Annotated in this window: 15 protein-coding genes and 2 tRNA genes; 8 read left to right on the top strand and 9 right to left on the bottom strand. The window is 32.7% G+C overall.

What is annotated here, in order from left to right; all coding sequences use genetic code 11:
- Positions 1-92 precede the first annotated feature (92 nt).
- From LPB88_RS08445 to LPB88_RS08435, 3 genes are all read left to right on the top strand, one after another.
- A complete protein-coding gene (locus LPB88_RS08445; RefSeq protein ID WP_230714560.1) occupies positions 93-674 on the top strand; it encodes a Crp/Fnr family transcriptional regulator in 582 nt (193 codons plus the stop codon).
- Positions 675-791: 117 nt separating this feature from the next.
- Positions 792-1,460 (top strand): NADPH-dependent F420 reductase, encoded by a 669-nt coding sequence (locus LPB88_RS08440; RefSeq protein WP_230714558.1) that lies wholly within the window; start codon positions 792-794, stop codon positions 1,458-1,460.
- A gap of 15 nt (positions 1,461-1,475) precedes the next feature.
- On the top strand, positions 1,476-1,955 hold the full coding sequence (locus LPB88_RS08435) for an SgcJ/EcaC family oxidoreductase (RefSeq protein WP_230714556.1): 480 nt from the start codon (positions 1,476-1,478) through the stop codon (positions 1,953-1,955).
- Between the two features lie 61 nt (positions 1,956-2,016).
- On the opposite strand, the gene LPB88_RS08430 is transcribed toward LPB88_RS08435, so the two are convergent.
- The gene (locus LPB88_RS08430; protein ID WP_230714554.1) at positions 2,017-3,216 is read right to left on the bottom strand and encodes a PQQ-binding-like beta-propeller repeat protein; all 1,200 of its coding nucleotides are present in this window, start codon (positions 3,214-3,216) and stop codon (positions 2,017-2,019) included.
- Positions 3,217-3,799: 583 nt separating this feature from the next.
- On the opposite strand from LPB88_RS08430, the gene LPB88_RS08425 reads away from it, so the two are divergent.
- The gene (locus LPB88_RS08425; RefSeq protein WP_230714553.1) at positions 3,800-4,597 is read left to right on the top strand and encodes a polysaccharide lyase; all 798 of its coding nucleotides are present in this window, start codon (positions 3,800-3,802) and stop codon (positions 4,595-4,597) included.
- An 82-nt stretch (positions 4,598-4,679) separates the two neighbouring features.
- On the opposite strand, the gene LPB88_RS08420 is transcribed toward LPB88_RS08425, so the two are convergent.
- The gene (locus LPB88_RS08420) at positions 4,680-5,969 is read right to left on the bottom strand and encodes a M20 family metallopeptidase (RefSeq protein ID WP_230714551.1); all 1,290 of its coding nucleotides are present in this window, start codon (positions 5,967-5,969) and stop codon (positions 4,680-4,682) included.
- Between the two features lie 126 nt (positions 5,970-6,095).
- Here LPB88_RS08420 and LPB88_RS08415 point away from each other — a divergent pair, with 126 nt between their 5' ends.
- Positions 6,096-6,446 (top strand): hypothetical protein, encoded by a 351-nt coding sequence (locus tag LPB88_RS08415; RefSeq protein ID WP_230714549.1) that lies wholly within the window; start codon positions 6,096-6,098, stop codon positions 6,444-6,446.
- 124 nt (positions 6,447-6,570) lie between these two features.
- Here the strand turns inward: LPB88_RS08415 and LPB88_RS08410 are convergent, their stop codons facing one another.
- The 6 genes from LPB88_RS08410 to LPB88_RS08385 form a co-directional block, all read right to left on the bottom strand.
- Positions 6,571-7,128: a hypothetical protein gene (locus tag LPB88_RS08410; protein WP_230714547.1), complete on the bottom strand. Its 558-nt coding sequence runs from the start codon at positions 7,126-7,128 to the stop codon at positions 6,571-6,573.
- Positions 7,129-7,298: 170 nt separating this feature from the next.
- Positions 7,299-8,150 carry an MBL fold metallo-hydrolase gene (locus LPB88_RS08405; protein WP_230714545.1) on the bottom strand — a complete coding sequence of 284 codons (852 nt, stop codon included), beginning with the start codon at positions 8,148-8,150 and terminating at the stop codon, positions 7,299-7,301.
- 35 nt (positions 8,151-8,185) lie between these two features.
- Positions 8,186-8,722 (bottom strand): cysteine hydrolase family protein, encoded by a 537-nt coding sequence (locus tag LPB88_RS08400; protein WP_230714543.1) that lies wholly within the window; start codon positions 8,720-8,722, stop codon positions 8,186-8,188.
- Between the two features lie 63 nt (positions 8,723-8,785).
- The gene (locus tag LPB88_RS08395; protein ID WP_230714541.1) at positions 8,786-9,628 is read right to left on the bottom strand and encodes a methylated-DNA--[protein]-cysteine S-methyltransferase; all 843 of its coding nucleotides are present in this window, start codon (positions 9,626-9,628) and stop codon (positions 8,786-8,788) included.
- A 155-nt stretch (positions 9,629-9,783) separates the two neighbouring features.
- Positions 9,784-9,858: transfer RNA gene (locus LPB88_RS08390), tRNA-Val, on the bottom strand.
- A 301-nt stretch (positions 9,859-10,159) separates the two neighbouring features.
- Positions 10,160-10,237: transfer RNA gene (locus LPB88_RS08385), tRNA-Val, on the bottom strand.
- 264 nt (positions 10,238-10,501) lie between these two features.
- On the opposite strand from LPB88_RS08385, the gene LPB88_RS08380 reads away from it, so the two are divergent.
- Complete coding sequence (locus LPB88_RS08380) at positions 10,502-12,292, top strand: ABC transporter ATP-binding protein (protein ID WP_230714539.1); 1,791 nt, start codon at positions 10,502-10,504, stop codon at positions 12,290-12,292.
- Between the two features lie 99 nt (positions 12,293-12,391).
- Here the strand turns inward: LPB88_RS08380 and LPB88_RS08375 are convergent, their stop codons facing one another.
- Positions 12,392-13,561: a proline dehydrogenase family protein gene (locus tag LPB88_RS08375; protein WP_230714537.1), complete on the bottom strand. Its 1,170-nt coding sequence runs from the start codon at positions 13,559-13,561 to the stop codon at positions 12,392-12,394.
- Positions 13,562-13,831: 270 nt separating this feature from the next.
- Between LPB88_RS08375 and aroB the strand changes: the two genes are divergently transcribed.
- Both aroB and LPB88_RS08365 read left to right on the top strand, forming a co-directional pair.
- Positions 13,832-14,899 (top strand): 3-dehydroquinate synthase, encoded by a 1,068-nt coding sequence (gene aroB, locus LPB88_RS08370; RefSeq protein ID WP_230714535.1) that lies wholly within the window; start codon positions 13,832-13,834, stop codon positions 14,897-14,899.
- 296 nt (positions 14,900-15,195) lie between these two features.
- Positions 15,196-16,599: an arginine decarboxylase gene (locus tag LPB88_RS08365; protein ID WP_230714534.1), complete on the top strand. Its 1,404-nt coding sequence runs from the start codon at positions 15,196-15,198 to the stop codon at positions 16,597-16,599.
- Position 16,600: the final 1 nt, after the last annotated feature.

Here is a 16,600-nt window from a genome sequence, read left to right as displayed (position 1 = left end):
CTTATATTAGCTTAAGTTATATTACAAATCAATCAAATTTAACTTCATTGTTGTTTTTTATTACGGTATAAAAAACAAAAAAATCTTAGATAATGAGCATACAGCAACTTATATCACATTTTGATCAATATCTTCCTCTTAATGATATAGAAAAAGAGGAATTATCCAGCAGGTTAATTGAACGAAAAATTAAGAGAAGACAATTTATTTTACAAGAAAACGATATCTGCAGGCATTTTACTTTTGTTGTTTCGGGTTGTTTCAAAATGTATGGAGTCGATAAAAAAGGGAATGAACATAATTTGCATTTTGCTGCAGAAAACGATTGGATTGCCGATATTGGCAGTCTTCATAAAGAAAAACCAACAAAACTATATATTGAGGCGATTGAACCTTCGGTAATATTACAGCTTTCAAAAGGTGATTTATGGTATTTGTATACCAATTATCCAAAATTTGACAGAAACTTTCGTGTAATTATTGAAGATAAATATATCGAGCTTCAAAACAGGCTACTGGAAACATTTAGTGTAACAGCGCAAGAGCGATATGATTTTTTTTTAGAACAATATCCAAATCTATCCAACAGACTTCCTAATACTCAAATCGCTTCTTATCTGGGAATTACACCAGAATTTCTCAGTAAAATTAGAAACGAAAGGAAAAATAACTAAGCCAACCCTTAATCTATATTAAGAGTATTTCTTAAACTACATTATAGATGCAGGCAGTTACTTGATCGCATCTTTGTATTGTTAAAATTAATTAATAACAAACTAAATACAAAGAAGATGAACACAATGTCTAAAAACACAAAAGTAGCCATTATTGGTTTAGGTAATATTGGTGAAGCAATCGCCGTAAACCTTACAAAAGGTAATTATCCCGTGATTGTTGCCGCAAGAGATTTTGAAAAAGCAAAAAGCCTTTCTGGTAAATTAGGTAATCTCGCAGATGCTAGAGAAATAGCAGATGCAATCAAAGAGGCTGATGTGGTAATTCCGGCCATTTATTTTGATAAAATAAAAGAGTTTCTGCAAATATATTCAAATGAACTTCAAAGCAAAATTATTGTCGATGTATCAAATCCTATTGCACCTGATGGTAATGGTGGCTTCAAAAAAATTATTGATGAAAATGATTCTGCCGGAAAAATTCTCTCAGAATTAATTCCTTCTAATTCAAAATTAGTAAAAGCCTTTGGAACATTAGGAGCTGGTTCATTATTGAACGAAGCGTTTAGTGAACCAAGCAGAAAGGTACTTTTTTATGCGTCAGACAGCACAAATAGTAATACTATAATCGAAGAACTTATTGCAAGTAGTGGTTTTGATGCTTTTCATGTAGGAGGTATTGATCAGTCGATACAAATTGAAGTTTTTGGTGATTTGCATGAATTTGGCAAATTGGGAAAAACGGTAACGCTTAACGAAATGAAAAACAAAGCTGTTCAATCTTAAATAATTGATAAGATCATGAAATATATTTTAATAACAGCAACTTTATTTTTATCAATAGTTTCATGGCAAAACAAAGATAAAAATGAGCTAACAAATAAAACAGAAATGGAAACACAAACTGAAAAAGCAGCAATCGAGAAACTACTTTTCTCTTATCGCGATGCTTTAAATACCTCTGATGTAAACAAAGTATTATTACTTTACACTACTGATGGTGTATTTATGCCAACTAATGCACCAACAGCAATTGGTCAGGAACAATTAAAAAGCTCTTATGAATTTGTATTTAAAAATATACAATTAAAGATTGAGTTTTTTATTGATGAAATCGAAATACATGATAATGTGGCTTTTGTCCGAACCATGTCTAAAGGCACAACACTTATTCATGCTAACGGGCAAACAGTACCGGAAGAGAACCGAGAATTATTTGTATTGAAGAAAGAAAATAAAGAATGGAAAATTAGCCGCTATATGTTTAATAAAATAAAATAATTCTAAAAAGATTGCAAAAACAAAGAAGCCGTTTCAATACTGAGACGGCTTTTTTGTTTTGTTATCGAATTAATTTTAAATATGCGCTATAGGCGTTATCCTGAATAGTGGTTCGAAGATAAACTTCGTTTTCATCTTTTGTTTTTAAATCAAATTGAATTAAAGCTGCATCAGAATAATAAAACAAGGAATCATCAATCGGAAATTCAAAATTTGAAATAGGCTGAGTTGTCAATTTTGTTTCAACTGCTATTTCACCATTATTTATATCTAATTGAAAAAGTTTTGCCTTACGGGTATATCCCCAAATATTATCATCCTGCTCAGTAATGTACTCTATATTATCTCCCTTAAAATCAGTTTTCCATAACTGAGTTCCTGTTTTTGAATCTACAGCGTATACAGAAGAAACTTCTGGGCCTTGCGCTGCAAAATATATTTTTTTGTCTTTACAAAGTATGCGTTCCTTGATATTATTTTGATTTTCATCAAATTTTAACTCCCATAAAATATCTGGTTTATTAGGACTTAAGGCAAAAAGTATATTTTTTTCATTTGCTATAAATATATTTTCACCATCTGTTACAGGTTTTCCGTGCAAAGCTTCCTCAAAGGTTTTTTGGTAAATAACTTTTCCTGTATTTGCATCAAAACTATAGAAATTGACTCCACTTTGGGTAAAAATTTTGTTGTCAAAAAACAGCACCGGAATATCATTATTTGAAGACTCTAATTTGTGGCTCCATATCAAACTGCCATCTTTTATATTAAGAGCATAAATGGTACTATTTTGAGCGGTTATATACAGTTTACCATCATTTATAACTGGAATTTGATCTTTTAATACAATTTGATCTGTACTATTACTAATTCTTGATTTCCAAAAAACCTCGCCGGTTTGGTTATCAATTGCAAAAATTTCACCGTTAATAAACGGAATGTATATCACTCCATCCTGTAGTGTTATTTTATTTGCACACATTTCTGTATGAGAATCTGTGGCTTTTACAGTCCAATTAATATGTTCAGCTTCTAAATCAAAGGACATAAGAGAACCGTCGTAATCATAAATTAGGATTGATGCTTCATCCAATGGAACTTTTTTAACCGCATTTATGGCTTTATTAACCACCATATCATTTAGGGGTGAAACTTTATTATTAGCATCTTTAGCTTCGTCTGGTTGTGATATGGTTGGTGTTTGCCCAAACATATTCATAACCGTAAATACAAATAAAAGCGTTATTAGTTTTTTTTTCATTTTTAAAATTTTGATTTGGGAGTTTGATTTGTTTTCAGCAATAAAGCTGCCAAACAAATCAATATCTATGTCAAATGTAGTAAAAAATTATTACTGCATTTTAGAAGTTATGAAGGTCTTTAAATTGTGAATTTGAGTTGAAGACATGAATAAAAATACTAGATTTTTAAGATACTATATAAGCTACAGTATATTAAAATCTTAATTGTTTGAATACTGAATAAATTTTTTGCATTTTTTTTATGGATATTATTTCTAAAACAGGAAAAATATACATAAAACATATATGTAAGATTTTTATGTACCCAAAAACGTACTTTATTACTCCCTATGTAGATTGTTATTAATCAACTTTACAACGTCAATCACTAACTGCATTTCGAAGGTAGATGCAATTTGTAAAAAACAACAAAATATAACAGCAATGCCAAGTTCAAAACAATGGCATGAATCATATAAAAATAAAAACTTTTTTATTAACGTATCCGCTGATATTGATTTGGAGAATTGGAAAAAACTTTCTGTTTCAGTATCAAATGATGTAACCATTATCTATTATTTATTAACCATTAACCTTTAAAAAATGAAAAAAATCTTAAAATTGACAAGTTTACTATTTATTACAGCATTAGTGCTTAATTCCTGTGAAAAGGAACAAGACTTAAATGTACCGCAAAGCACTAACAAAGACGTGCTGCAAAGTACTAACAAAGATGCGTCGCAAAACGCTAACAATGCTGCCGTCTCACCTGAGGCTGCCGCGTTAGGAGGTGGTGCCGGAGCCAGAACGATTACATTGCAGACAAATACACTATCGTGTCCCGGTGGTTTGTGTACATCGTATGGTGTTTGGTCAGAAGGTATTTATACCGTTTGGTTTCAGATGAAATTTAATTCCGGATTTTATTGGAGCCGAGGCGGTAAATGCGGATATGGTATATTAATTGGTGATCAGAATACTGGTGGCGATCCAGGATGGGATGGCAATGGCGGTAGTGCCAGATTTATGTGGTATTGCCCAAATGGATCAAGCACTGCCAAAGGAAGTGGAGCTTACCTCCAACCCTATGTTTATTATAAAGATCAGCCAGGGCAATTTGGTAATGATTTTGGAAAAAAGTACTACATACAAGAAGGTGTGACATATAATTGTCAGATATCTGTTAAGTTAAATACGGGGTCAAATACTGACGGATATGTCAAATATTATGTAAATGGTACAGAGATGTTGAATCAAACAATTCGTTGGGTAACTAACGACTCTAAGCGAAATGTTAATGCCGTAAGTCTCCACACCTTCCGTGGAGGTAGTCAGGATTACTGGACAGCACCGGTAACAAGTTCTATTTATTATGCCAGTGCATCTTGGGATGCTCAATAGTATAACAACTTGCTAGAAATAACTAAAAAAAAGCTCCTTAAAGAATTAAGGAGTTTTTTTGTGGATTGTCAGGGATAATGTTTTATTTCCCCCTTTCAAATATTAACGAAGAAAAGGCTCTGACTCCAATTCTAATACACTCTTCATCGACCTGAAAATTAGGAGCATGATTCATTGCGATCATTCCTTTTTTGAAATTGGAACCACCAAGCAAGAAATAAACCCCGGGTGTTTTCTGCTGAAAATAGGCAAAATCATCATTAAAATAAGGAACCTGCCCGTAATCAGTTGTAACAAAGCCTTTTCCGTAAATATTGTCAAGCGTATTTATAGAAGTGTGTGTTAAATTTGGATCGTTTAAAACTGTTGGATTTTCTTTTATGAACTTAATAGAAATTAATTGAGAAGCATAATTACTGTCTTTGATTACCTTATTAATGGTAGGAATAATGTTTTTTAATCGTGCTGCATCAGTTTCGTAGAGTTCTGCATTTATATGGAATACATCGTTTTTAGAATAGGTTCTGAAATTTTCCTCAGCAATTAAATAGTCTTTAAATATTGTATTCGGATTCATCAATCCTATTTTAGAATCTGAAATATACTGAATCTCCCATGGTTTGCTCCCATTATCCGACCTAACTAACGACTTCCGAATTTTTGACGTAAGCTCTTTTACCTCTTCGTTTGGTAGTGCATTTTTAAACTGTATTCCTATTTCTTTTTGATAAGCATACATTTCATTTGATTTTACCATTATTTGCCCTACGGCTAATCCTGTTACGTGAAGTGCGTAAATCTCATCAAGTTTGAATTTGGTAAATATTTTATTTTCAGTAATTCTTTTTGCTCCTACAAATGTTTCTTCTTCTGGTTGAAAAATAAAATAAATCGTGCCGTGCAACGATTTTTTATTTTTTGCCAAAACTTCCGCTATTCCTAATGCAATCGCCATGTGAACATCATGTCCGCAACCATGTTGAACACCTTTTACATTAGATTTAAAATCAGATTTATCAGGAAAATCATTTGGTAAAGCATCCATTTCTGCTCGCCAAGCGATTTTTTTACCCTTTTTTGCACCTTCTAAAACACCAACAATGCCATAGCCATAAATGTATGTTTTAACTTGGAGTCCTAAATCCAACAAATATTTTTTTATAACTTCTTGGGTTTTCTTTTCTTTACCCGCAAGTTCTGGATTTTCATGAAACTCCCTTCTAATTTGAACAAGCTTATCGAAAATTTCATCAGTTTCAAGTTGAATAGATTCTTGAGTAACGACTTCACTCTTTTTTTCTTGTCCAAAAACGATGGTTTGTGCGCAAAACGTGTTTATAGTAAGTAATGCCAATAGAGTTTTTTTATTCATTTTTGCGGTTTGTTAAAAGGGTAAGCCAAATTATCTATTAATACCATAAGAATAAAATCTATCAGATTCTAGTCATTAAGTTACTTTTGGAAATAGCTAATATAGACTAATTTTATAATGAATTATATGAAGAAATACGAATTATACTGGAATGAAACCTCAATTGGATCTCTGACCGAAACAAACTGGGATATGAGAAGTTCAGGAGATGTAATTTATAAGTTTGATTTTTTGACAGAGTCTCCTGAAAACGTCCACTTGGCTAATTTTATTAAACATTCTATTAAAGCGAGTAATTATTTAGAAGAAGGAGATGAAGAAAACTATAATAAAATGTGTGAGGAAGCAAATACATTTCTTGATCTAATTTATAGCCCTGATTGGTATTTAGTCAATGAGAAAAATGAAATACTAAAAATTCTTTGCCCAATATTTCATAAAAATAATGAAATTACCTGGCAAATAGATATTCAATGAATCAAGAACAAAACTCTATAATGTGGGACACAAATAAAAATAAGACATAAAAAAACTCCTTAATTTCTTGAGAAGTTTTTTTGTGGACTATTAGAATATTATTTTCCTTTATTTATAATTACATTTATATTTCCTCGTCAGTGTATTTCCAATATTCCATTCCGTATTTTGCTTTTAGCAAATGATATTTTTTAACATTATCAGCTATAGCTTCAAAATTATTTTGATTACAAAAACCTAATTTTGTATATGTTTCAGGTCTTGAATCTTTAAGAGTCTCTTCTTTGTGCAGTTTGAACAGTATTTTTGGAATATCATTTTCAAATCTAAAAACTAACAAATGTTTGTGTCCATCATCAACAGTTTCGGTTCGCGCCCAACCTTCATAAAATGATTGAGTCAAAATAAATTCTTCAAAAACAAACTCATCTGGATTGTCATAGTTAAAGATACAATCAAATTTTTTATTTAACTTTAAGTCTGCATAAGCGTACATCGTAAAGACGATAATTTCATTGCTTTCTCTTTTCCAAGTAGTGTATTTTTGATAAAACTCATCTTTGTCACGATTTATAAATCGTTTAATTGTGTCATTTTGTGATAACTCAATTCCTTTGTCTGATAGATAAGTGTCACAAAATAAGTATCTGTGATTTTGTGGGCAATCTTCTTCACTTCTCATATGTAGTTTTATTTTAAATCAAAAATAAGACATTAATAATCGAAAAAACTACTTAATTTATTAAGGTGTTTCTTGACGGTTTTTCAAGGAGCATAATCGAATACTAGATGCCAATTTTGTATGCCGGTTTTTATGTGCTTTGCAAATGTATATGATTTGGTACGCAGGAGTTATACACTACTCCACTTTACATATTCTCCTTCCTTCAATAAAAGTGGTTTAGCATTTCTTTCTTTTGCGAAGTGTAAAAAAAATCCTTCTGGGTCAGGTGTTTCAAAATAATTTTCTGAAGGACGACCGTAATGTATTGGGCAAATTAATTTTGCATTTAAAAGCTTTGAAGCAACAACAGCCTGCTCCGGGTTCATCACTGCAGGAACTCCGGTATCACTTACTTTTCCTTGGTTTAAGCGAGCCGCATTGATAGGCATAAAAGCAATATCAAAGGGGCCATACGCATTTGCAATATCGCGCCAGTAGCCATGCCATAGTGTATCACCGCAATGGATGATTTTTTTTCCTCCGCCTTGCACAATCCAAGATACCTGTGGATGACCAAAGCCGTCCACTGCAGGCACAGGTATAGCTACCAAATCAGATGCCCACCTTGAAGCATCTATAGGCTGGTATAATTTTACAGATTGAGTTCGCAAATCTTTTGTATCAAGCCAGGGTAACGCATCTTCGTGACAATATAAACGGCTTCTTTTGTCAAAAACTGTTTTAAGCGCTGCAGGGTCATAATGGTCAGAATGATGATGTGTGATAAGAGCATGACTGTATTCAGTTTCAACGGTTAGTTTCATATCCTTTTCATCAGCATAGGAAGTAGCGTCAATAAATAACGTTGTTTTATCAAGTTCAATCTTAATTCCTGCCCAGGCGAGTCTTTGTATTTTCATAGTATTATTGTTTTGCGGTAATTTATCTACTTTATTATTCAGCTGCGCTTTTAATACTGTAGGTATAGCTGCAATTGAAATAGCTGATGCAGTATATTTTAATAGTTCCCTTCGTGTCATTTTAGTAAATTTATTTTATCCCTTTTAGTAAAATGCTATAATGGAGTTATTGATGCACCCATGCTTGAGAGGTGTAATAAAGCTGAACGGCGAACTTCATCTGCTGAAAGATTTCCTAGTATTTCATTGGTCATGTCACAGGCACCGGTTGCATCAGGATCAAGCGAAACGTCAAGGTCTGCCATAATAGCTTCACGGGCAGTGGTGGCAACACAACCATGCGTATAAAACCCAACAATCAATACTTCCTCAGCGCCAACTATTTTTAGCCATGCACCAATATTGGTTCCTGTGAAAGCACCATAAACATTTTTTTGAAATTCTTTTTCAATACCAAATCCTTCTTTAGGACCAAATCCTGAAACATATTCGGCACCCCATGTATCTGGCATAAAGGCTGGCGAATCTGTAGGTTTGTTAAAATGTCTTACCCATGCTATAGGGCGGCTCTCAAGTCTTGCCTCTTCAACTCTTTTACTGATTACAGCGATAGCCATATCATGATTTGGTACAGGTCTATTACCATTTCCGGAGAACTCATTTTGAGCATCAATTACAATAAGTGCTTGCATATCTTTTTAATTTTATACACACAAATGTAGATTCATCATAAGAGTTTAGCAATCCAGTTCTTGCTAAAGTTGAGCTTTACTCATTTCCCATCCAATCATTGCTTGTTTACGAACTTTACCAAAATGATAATTACCTAAAGTGCCATCTCCTGAGATAATTCTGTGGCAGGGAATTAGATACAGAATTGAGTTTTTTCCAACTGCAGAGCCAACAGCTCTTGCAGCTTCTGGCTGACCGATTAATTGAGCAATCTGTTGAAAAGAACTAACAGATCCAAATGGAATTTTAAGCAACGCCTCCCAAACTTTTATTTGAAAGTCAGTGCCTTGAGTCAATAAGTTAAGTTTTTCCGGGTTTGTCTTGTCTGGATGAAATATTTTCTGGATAAATTGTTGGGTGTAATCAGGCTTATGTATTAAATAAGCAAATTGCCATTGTTGTGAAAATAACTCAAATTCATTCCTGCTTTTTTCTTCATCAATAAACTTTAATGTACAAATTCCTTTTTCTGTAACAGCTATAAAGCATAAACCGAATGGCGAGGCATGGTATCCGTAAAAGATTTCAAGACCCTTGCCAGCAGTTTTATATTGTTGTGGACTTACTCCTTCAATACTTACAAATAAATCATGCACTCTTGATTGGCTTGACAACCTAACTATTTCGGCTGCATCCATCATGTTTTCCGTTTCGCTAATCTTATTGCGGAGATATTCTAAAGTAAGATACTGTATAAATTTTTTTGGACTAATGCCTACCCAATCAGTAAAAATTCGCTGAAAGTGAAAGGGACTCATAAATACTTTTCTGGCAATTTCATCCAAGTCAGGCTGCTCCTTAAAATTGTCGGTTAAATAACCAATAGCCTTTTCAATTCTATAATAATTTATCAGTTCTTTGCTCATTATCATTATAATAGAAGTCAAAGATAAAAACTAGAAATGAGCAAACCAATCCGAAACTTGCGAAATACTAAATTGAGATATAAAGAATGAATTCTATGAGTTTAGAAAATAAAAAAACTCCAAAATCAAATAATTTTGGAGTTTTTGGAAGTTTGTGGGCGATGAGGGGTTCGAACCCCCGACCCCCTCGGTGTAAACGAGGTGCTCTGAACCAGCTGAGCTAATCGCCCTATTTTACTAGGTTGCTATCGTTTGTGATTGCGAGTGCAAATATACAGCTAGATTTTGTATTTGCAAGGATATTGCGAAAAAAAAACAAATAATTTTATACAATGTTACTTACCAGCCCTGTGTGCAAAGCTTTGTGAACTCAAATGTTCTTGATCTATAGTTTTTTTAGAGGTTTCGAATAAAAATAGGTGATATTTATTTTTTTGTTTAATCCCCAACTTTTGCAACTGATCCCTGATTAAGTTAAAATTCGAAAAGTATAAACATAAAAAAAACTCCTTAATTTCTTAAGGAGTTTCTTGGTGGGCGATGAGGGGTTCGAACCCCCGACCCCCTCGGTGTAAACGAGGTGCTCTGAACCAGCTGAGCTAATCGCCCTATTTTACTAGGTTGCTATCATTTTGTGATTGCGAGTGCAAATGTACAGTTAGATTTTGTATTTACAAGCCTTTTTAGAAAAAAAATGAAAACTTTTTTTATCATTTTCTTTACTAATCTCTATTACAGCTTTTTAAAAATAAAAGAAAAACCGCAATTTCTTTACGTTTAGTTAAAAACACGAATACGAAGCCCTAATTTATAATATTCTTTTGTAATCGTTTGCTATAATCATACATTTGCATATCTTAATTGTATACTCAAATGGCAAGATTTCAAGAAAATGATTTACCAAAGGCTAAATTAGACTCTAACTCACTTCAAAAAGCTTTCAGAATTTTTAAATACGGAAAAGGACACAAATGGAAATTTTTCCTTGGTTTGATCTTCTTATTATTAACAAGTGCCACTGCCCTAGCCTTTCCTAAGTTAATGGGAATGTTGGTCGATTGTGTTACCAATAAAAACTTAAACAGAGCCAACGAAATTGCTGTTGGATTAATGGTGATTTTGACGCTTCAGGCAATCTTCTCTTTTTTCAGAATTTCACTTTTTGTGAATTTTACAGAGAATTCATTATCTAATATTCGTTTTGCTTTATATGAAAATCTGGTAAAACTGCCAATGTCTTTCTACTCACAAAAACGTGTTGGAGAATTAAATAGTAGAATAAGTGCTGATATATCGCAACTACAAGACACTTTTACAACTACAATTGCGGAGTTTTTACGCCAGTTAATCCTGATTATTGGAGGATTTGTTATTTTAGGAAACATTAGTCCTAAATTAACTTTGATGATGTTGGCCATTGTACCAATCGTTGCAGTTGCGGCCGTTATTTTCGGAAGATTTATTCGTAAATACGGAAAGAGAACCCAAGATAAAGTTGCCGAAAGCCAGGTAATCGTTGAAGAAACACTTCAAGGAATAAGCAATGTAAAAGCTTTCGCTAATGAATGGTACGAGATTCAGCGTTATAAAAACAAAATCAAAGAAATTGTAAAAATCGCTATCAAAGGCGGTCAATACAGAGGTTATTTCGCTTCATTTATCATTTTATGCCTTTTTGGATGTGTGGTTGCTGTTGTTTGGTACGGAATCACATTGACTATCAAAGGAGAAGTTGAAGGTGTTGGAGATTTAATTTCATTTGTACTTTATACGACATTTATAGGTGCTTCTTTTGGAGGAATTGCCGAAATGTATGCGCAGATTCAAAAGGCAGTTGGAGCAACAGAACGTGTTTTTGAATTATTAGAAGAAACTCCGGAAGCAATCAATGCAAATCCAAGAACATCTCCTATTGAAAAAATTAAAGGAATTGTTTCTTTCAAAAATGTAGCTTTTAGTTATCCTTCAAGAAAAGAAGTTCAGGTTTTGAAAGATGTAAATTTTTCGGCTGAATTTGGTCAAAAGATCGCTATAGTTGGACCAAGTGGAGCAGGAAAATCAACTATTTCGTCGCTCCTATTACGTTTTTACGATATAACTTCAGGAGAAATATTAGTTGACGGAAAGAACATCTACGATTATGATTTAGAAAATCTTCGTGGAAATATGAGTATTGTTCCTCAGGATGTTATTTTATTTGGAGGAACTATTAGAGAAAATATTGCTTACGGAAAACCAGATGCTACAAACGAAGAAATTATGTTGGCTGCAAAACAAGCCAATGCTTTAAACTTTGTAGAAGGTTTCCCAGAGAAATTCGAAACTTTGGTTGGAGAACGTGGGGTAAAATTATCAGGAGGTCAGCGTCAGCGTATTGCGATCGCCAGAGCATTGCTTAAAAACCCAAGTATTCTAATCTTAGACGAAGCAACATCATCATTAGATAGCGAAAGCGAAAAATTAGTACAGGAAGCATTAGAATTGTTGATGGAAGGAAGAACAAGTATTATCATTGCTCACCGACTTTCAACTATTAGAAACGCTGATAAAATTTTAGTTTTAGACAACGGAATAATCACTGAAGAAGGAACGCATCAGGAATTAATAAATCTCGAAAACGGTATTTATAAAAACCTGAGCAATCTACAGTTTAGTAACTCTTAAAAGGAAATTCCAATTTTTTAAATTCCAAATTCCAATAAAAAAAAATCCATTTGCTATGCAAATGGATTTTTTTGTAAAATGTAAAATCTAAAATCCAGACTATTTCCCTTTTCTTCTATTGCGTTCAGCTTTAATCATAGATAATTCGCGGCTTGTTTGCCCTGCAACTGAAGTGTTTTCTTCAGCACGACGAATTAGGTATGGCATAACATCTTTTACAGGTCCGAAAGGTAAATATTTAGCAACATTATAACCGTTCTCGGCAAGGTTGTAACTAATATTATCACTCATTCCGTACAATTGTCCAAACCAGATTTTATTATCGTTTTTGGCAATTCCTTTTTCCTGCATCATTTCCATCAATTTATAAGAACTCAATTCGTTGTGAGTACCTGCAAAAATTGACATTATCTCCAAATGCTCTAACATATAATGTACAGCAGCATCATAATTTACATCAGTAGCTTCTTTAGAAACACAAATTGGCGAAACATAGTTTTTCTCTTCCGCTCTTTTGTTTTCTTTTTCCATGTAAGCACCACGAACCAATTTCATTCCAATAAAGAAACCTTCGTTTTTGGCAACTTCATGCAATTTTTTTAAATAATCCAAACGATCCCAACGGTACATTTGTAAAGTATTAAAAACAATAGCTTTCTCTTTATTGTATTTGCGCATCATATCTGTAACCAAATCATCGGCTGCATCTTGCATCCAGCTTTCTTCACCATCAATTAATAAAGCCACATCTTTTTTGTGAGCTTCAGCGCAAACTTGATCAAAACGAGCTACTACTCTATCCCATTCTGCTTGTTCTGCAGGAGTCAACGTTTGTTTTTCTCCTAATTTTTCATACAATTCAAAACGGCCAAAACCAGTTGGCTTAAATACAGCAAACGGAATCGCTAAACGTTCTTTAGCAAATTCAATCGTTTTTAAAGTCATTTCTAAAGCAGCATCAAACTGCTCTTCTTCTTCTTTTCCTTCAACAGAATAATCTAACACAGATGAAACGCCTTTGGTAAACATTTTATCTACTACTGTAATACAATCGTCTTCGTTTACGCCACCACAAAAATGGTCAAAAACAGTTGCACGAATCAATCCTTCTACCGGAAGATTTGCTTTTATAGCAAAATTGGTAACAGCAGTTCCTATCCTCACCAAGGGTTGGCTGTCGATCATTTTAAAAAGAAAATAAGCTCTATCAAGTTCAGTATCACTTTTTAGTGAAAATGCAACCTGAGTGTTATCGAATATTTTTTCCATTAAGGTCAGTTTTTTATGCAAATATAGATAGAGTTTTGAATATTATTTACTAATAAGTATCATAATTTTTAATATCATCAATATCATTCTTATAATTATTAGAATATTACGTAAGAGTTTACTGCTTTGCGAAATTTTGATAAACAAAAATCAAAACAAATCCCTTCATTCTTATCTGGAATGATTCATTTTAAAACAAATTAGAACGAAAGTTTGAATATTATTTAGTTAAAAATGCCTTATTTTGCGCTTTCAATTAACTACAGATATATGCAATCCATTCAAGCCAATAATTATCTCGTACATTTTAACCAAAATGCATACGAAGCTTTAAATAGTCATTTAAAAGAAAATAAATATTCTAATTTGTTTATTATAGTTGATAATGAAACAAATGAATATTGTTTGCCAAAGTTTTTGCCTTTGCTTGAAACTGATTTAACGATAGAAATTATTGAATTTGAAGCTGGAGAAGCTAATAAAAATATAGAAACCTGTGTTGAAATCTGGAATGTGCTAACAGAACTAGGTGCCGACAGGAAATCACTTGTAATTAACCTTGGTGGCGGTGTTGTAACAGATTTAGGAGGTTTTGTTGCTTCGACTTTCAAACGTGGGGTTGACTTTATAAACATCCCTACTACTCTATTGTCTATGGTTGACGCTTCTGTAGGGGGAAAAACCGGAGTAGACTTAGGAAATCTTAAAAATCAAATTGGTGTTATCAACGTTCCACAAATGGTTTTAATTGATACTCAATATCTTGATACTTTGCCGCAAAGCGAAATGCGTTCTGGATTGGCAGAAATGCTAAAACACGGTTTAATATATGACTCCGCTTACTGGAAGCAATTTTTAGATTTAAAAGCAATTGATTTTGCTGATTTTGACGAATTAATTTATCGTTCTGTAGAAATTAAGAATGATATTGTAATACAGGATCCAACAGAAAAGAATATCCGTAAAGCATTGAATTTCGGACATACTTTAGGACATGCTATCGAAAGTTATTTTTTGGAAAGCGAAACCAAGAAGACTTTATTACACGGAGAAGCAATTGCAATTGGAATGATCCTGGAAAGTTATATTTCATTACATAAAGATTTAATTACAGCAGAAGAATATGCCGAAATTAAAACTGCAATTAAGGGTATTTATGACGATGTAAAAGTGGAAGAAAACGACATCGATCCGATTCTTGAATTGCTTATTCACGACAAAAAAAATGAGTACGGTTTGATTCAATTTGCATTAATTGAAGGCATCGGTAAAATAAAAATTAACCAATCCGTTGAAAATAAATTAATTCTAGACGCGTTTCAGGATTATAAATCTTAAACTTTTTTTAATAAAAAGCTTTGCTTTAGGTATATATTATTTTTTACATTTGCCACGATGAAAACAAACAATAAACAAAGACAATTCAGCTCTTATAGAAACCGGCTCAATAGTTCCTTACTTAGGATGTTGAATCGTTTTTATAATAGTAAAAGTCCGCTTTGCTTTGATGTTTTCTTGTGTTCGAAAGCAGAACATGAAAAATTGCCAATTGTATTTGCAAATATTAGAGTTTGAATTTTAGATTTAGCACAGTTTCCTAAATTAAAAATCACAATCTAATATTTAAAAATATAATGAATACAAAATATTCTGATCTAATTAATCAAACTTACTACTTCCCACAAGAAGAATTCAAATTAAACAAAGACAACTTGCAATTTCACAATATCGATTTGATGAAATTGGTTGAACAATACGGTACGCCATTAAAATTCACTTATTTACCACAGATTTCGAACAATATTAATAAGGCAAAAGCCTGGTTCAGAAAATCGATGGAAAAAAACAAATACGAAGCAAAATATTTTTATTGTTATTGCACAAAAAGTTCTCATTTTGAATATATTATGAATGAAGCTTTCAAGAATAATATTCATGTTGAAACTTCATCTGCTTTTGATATCAATATCGTAGAGAATTTGTTAGAAAATGGTAAAATCAACAAGAGTACTTATGTTATTTGTAATGGTTTTAAAAGAGATGAATATATTAGCAATATTGCGAGATTAATCAATAACGGACATAAAAACACTATTCCGATCATTGACAATTATGAAGAACTTGATTTGCTTCAGGCTGAAATAAAAGGAAAATTCAAAATTGGAATTCGTATCGCTGCTGAAGAAGAGCCTAAATTTGAGTTTTATACTTCGAGATTAGGTATTGGATACAAAAATATCGTTGCGTTTTACAAAAAACAAATTCAGGAAAATGATAAGTTAGAGCTTAAAATGCTTCACTTTTTTATCAATACCGGAATAAATGATACAGCATATTACTGGAATGAGTTGGTAAAATGTATTAAAGTTTACATTGCACTTAAAAAGGAATGTCCTACTCTTGATGGCTTAAACGTTGGAGGTGGTTTCCCGATTAAAAATTCATTGGCATTTGAATATGATTACCAATATATGATTGATGAAATTATCAATCAGATTAAAATTGCATGCGATGAAGCTGAAGTTGATGTTCCAAATATTTTTACAGAATTTGGATCATTTACGGTAGGTGAAAGCGGTGGCGCTATCTATCAGATTTTATATCAAAAACAACAAAATGATAGAGAAAAATGGAATATGATTGATTCATCATTCATTACCACTTTGCCAGATACTTGGGCAATAAACAAACGTTTTATTATGCTTGCGGTTAACCGTTGGAATGATACTTACGAGCGGGTTTTATTAGGAGGCTTGACTTGTGATAGTGACGACTATTACAACTCAGAACAAAATATGAACGCCATTTATTTGCCTAAATACAACAAAGAAAAACCACTATACATTGGATTCTTTAATACTGGCGCGTATCAGGAAACAATTGGAGGTTATGGAGGTTTACACCACTGTTTGATTCCACAACCAAAGCATATTTTAATAGATCGTGATGAAAACGGGATTTTAGCTACCGAAGTTTTCTCAGAACAACAAACTTCTGACGATGTATTAAAGATTCTTGGGTACACAAAAAAAATCTAAA

The organism is Flavobacterium sp. JAS (assembly GCF_020991455.1).
In the GTDB taxonomy this organism is placed as follows: Bacteria; Bacteroidota; Bacteroidia; order Flavobacteriales; family Flavobacteriaceae; genus Flavobacterium.
Note: the sequence above shows the minus strand (reverse complement) of the source record. Positions and strands in the feature narration are given on the sequence as shown.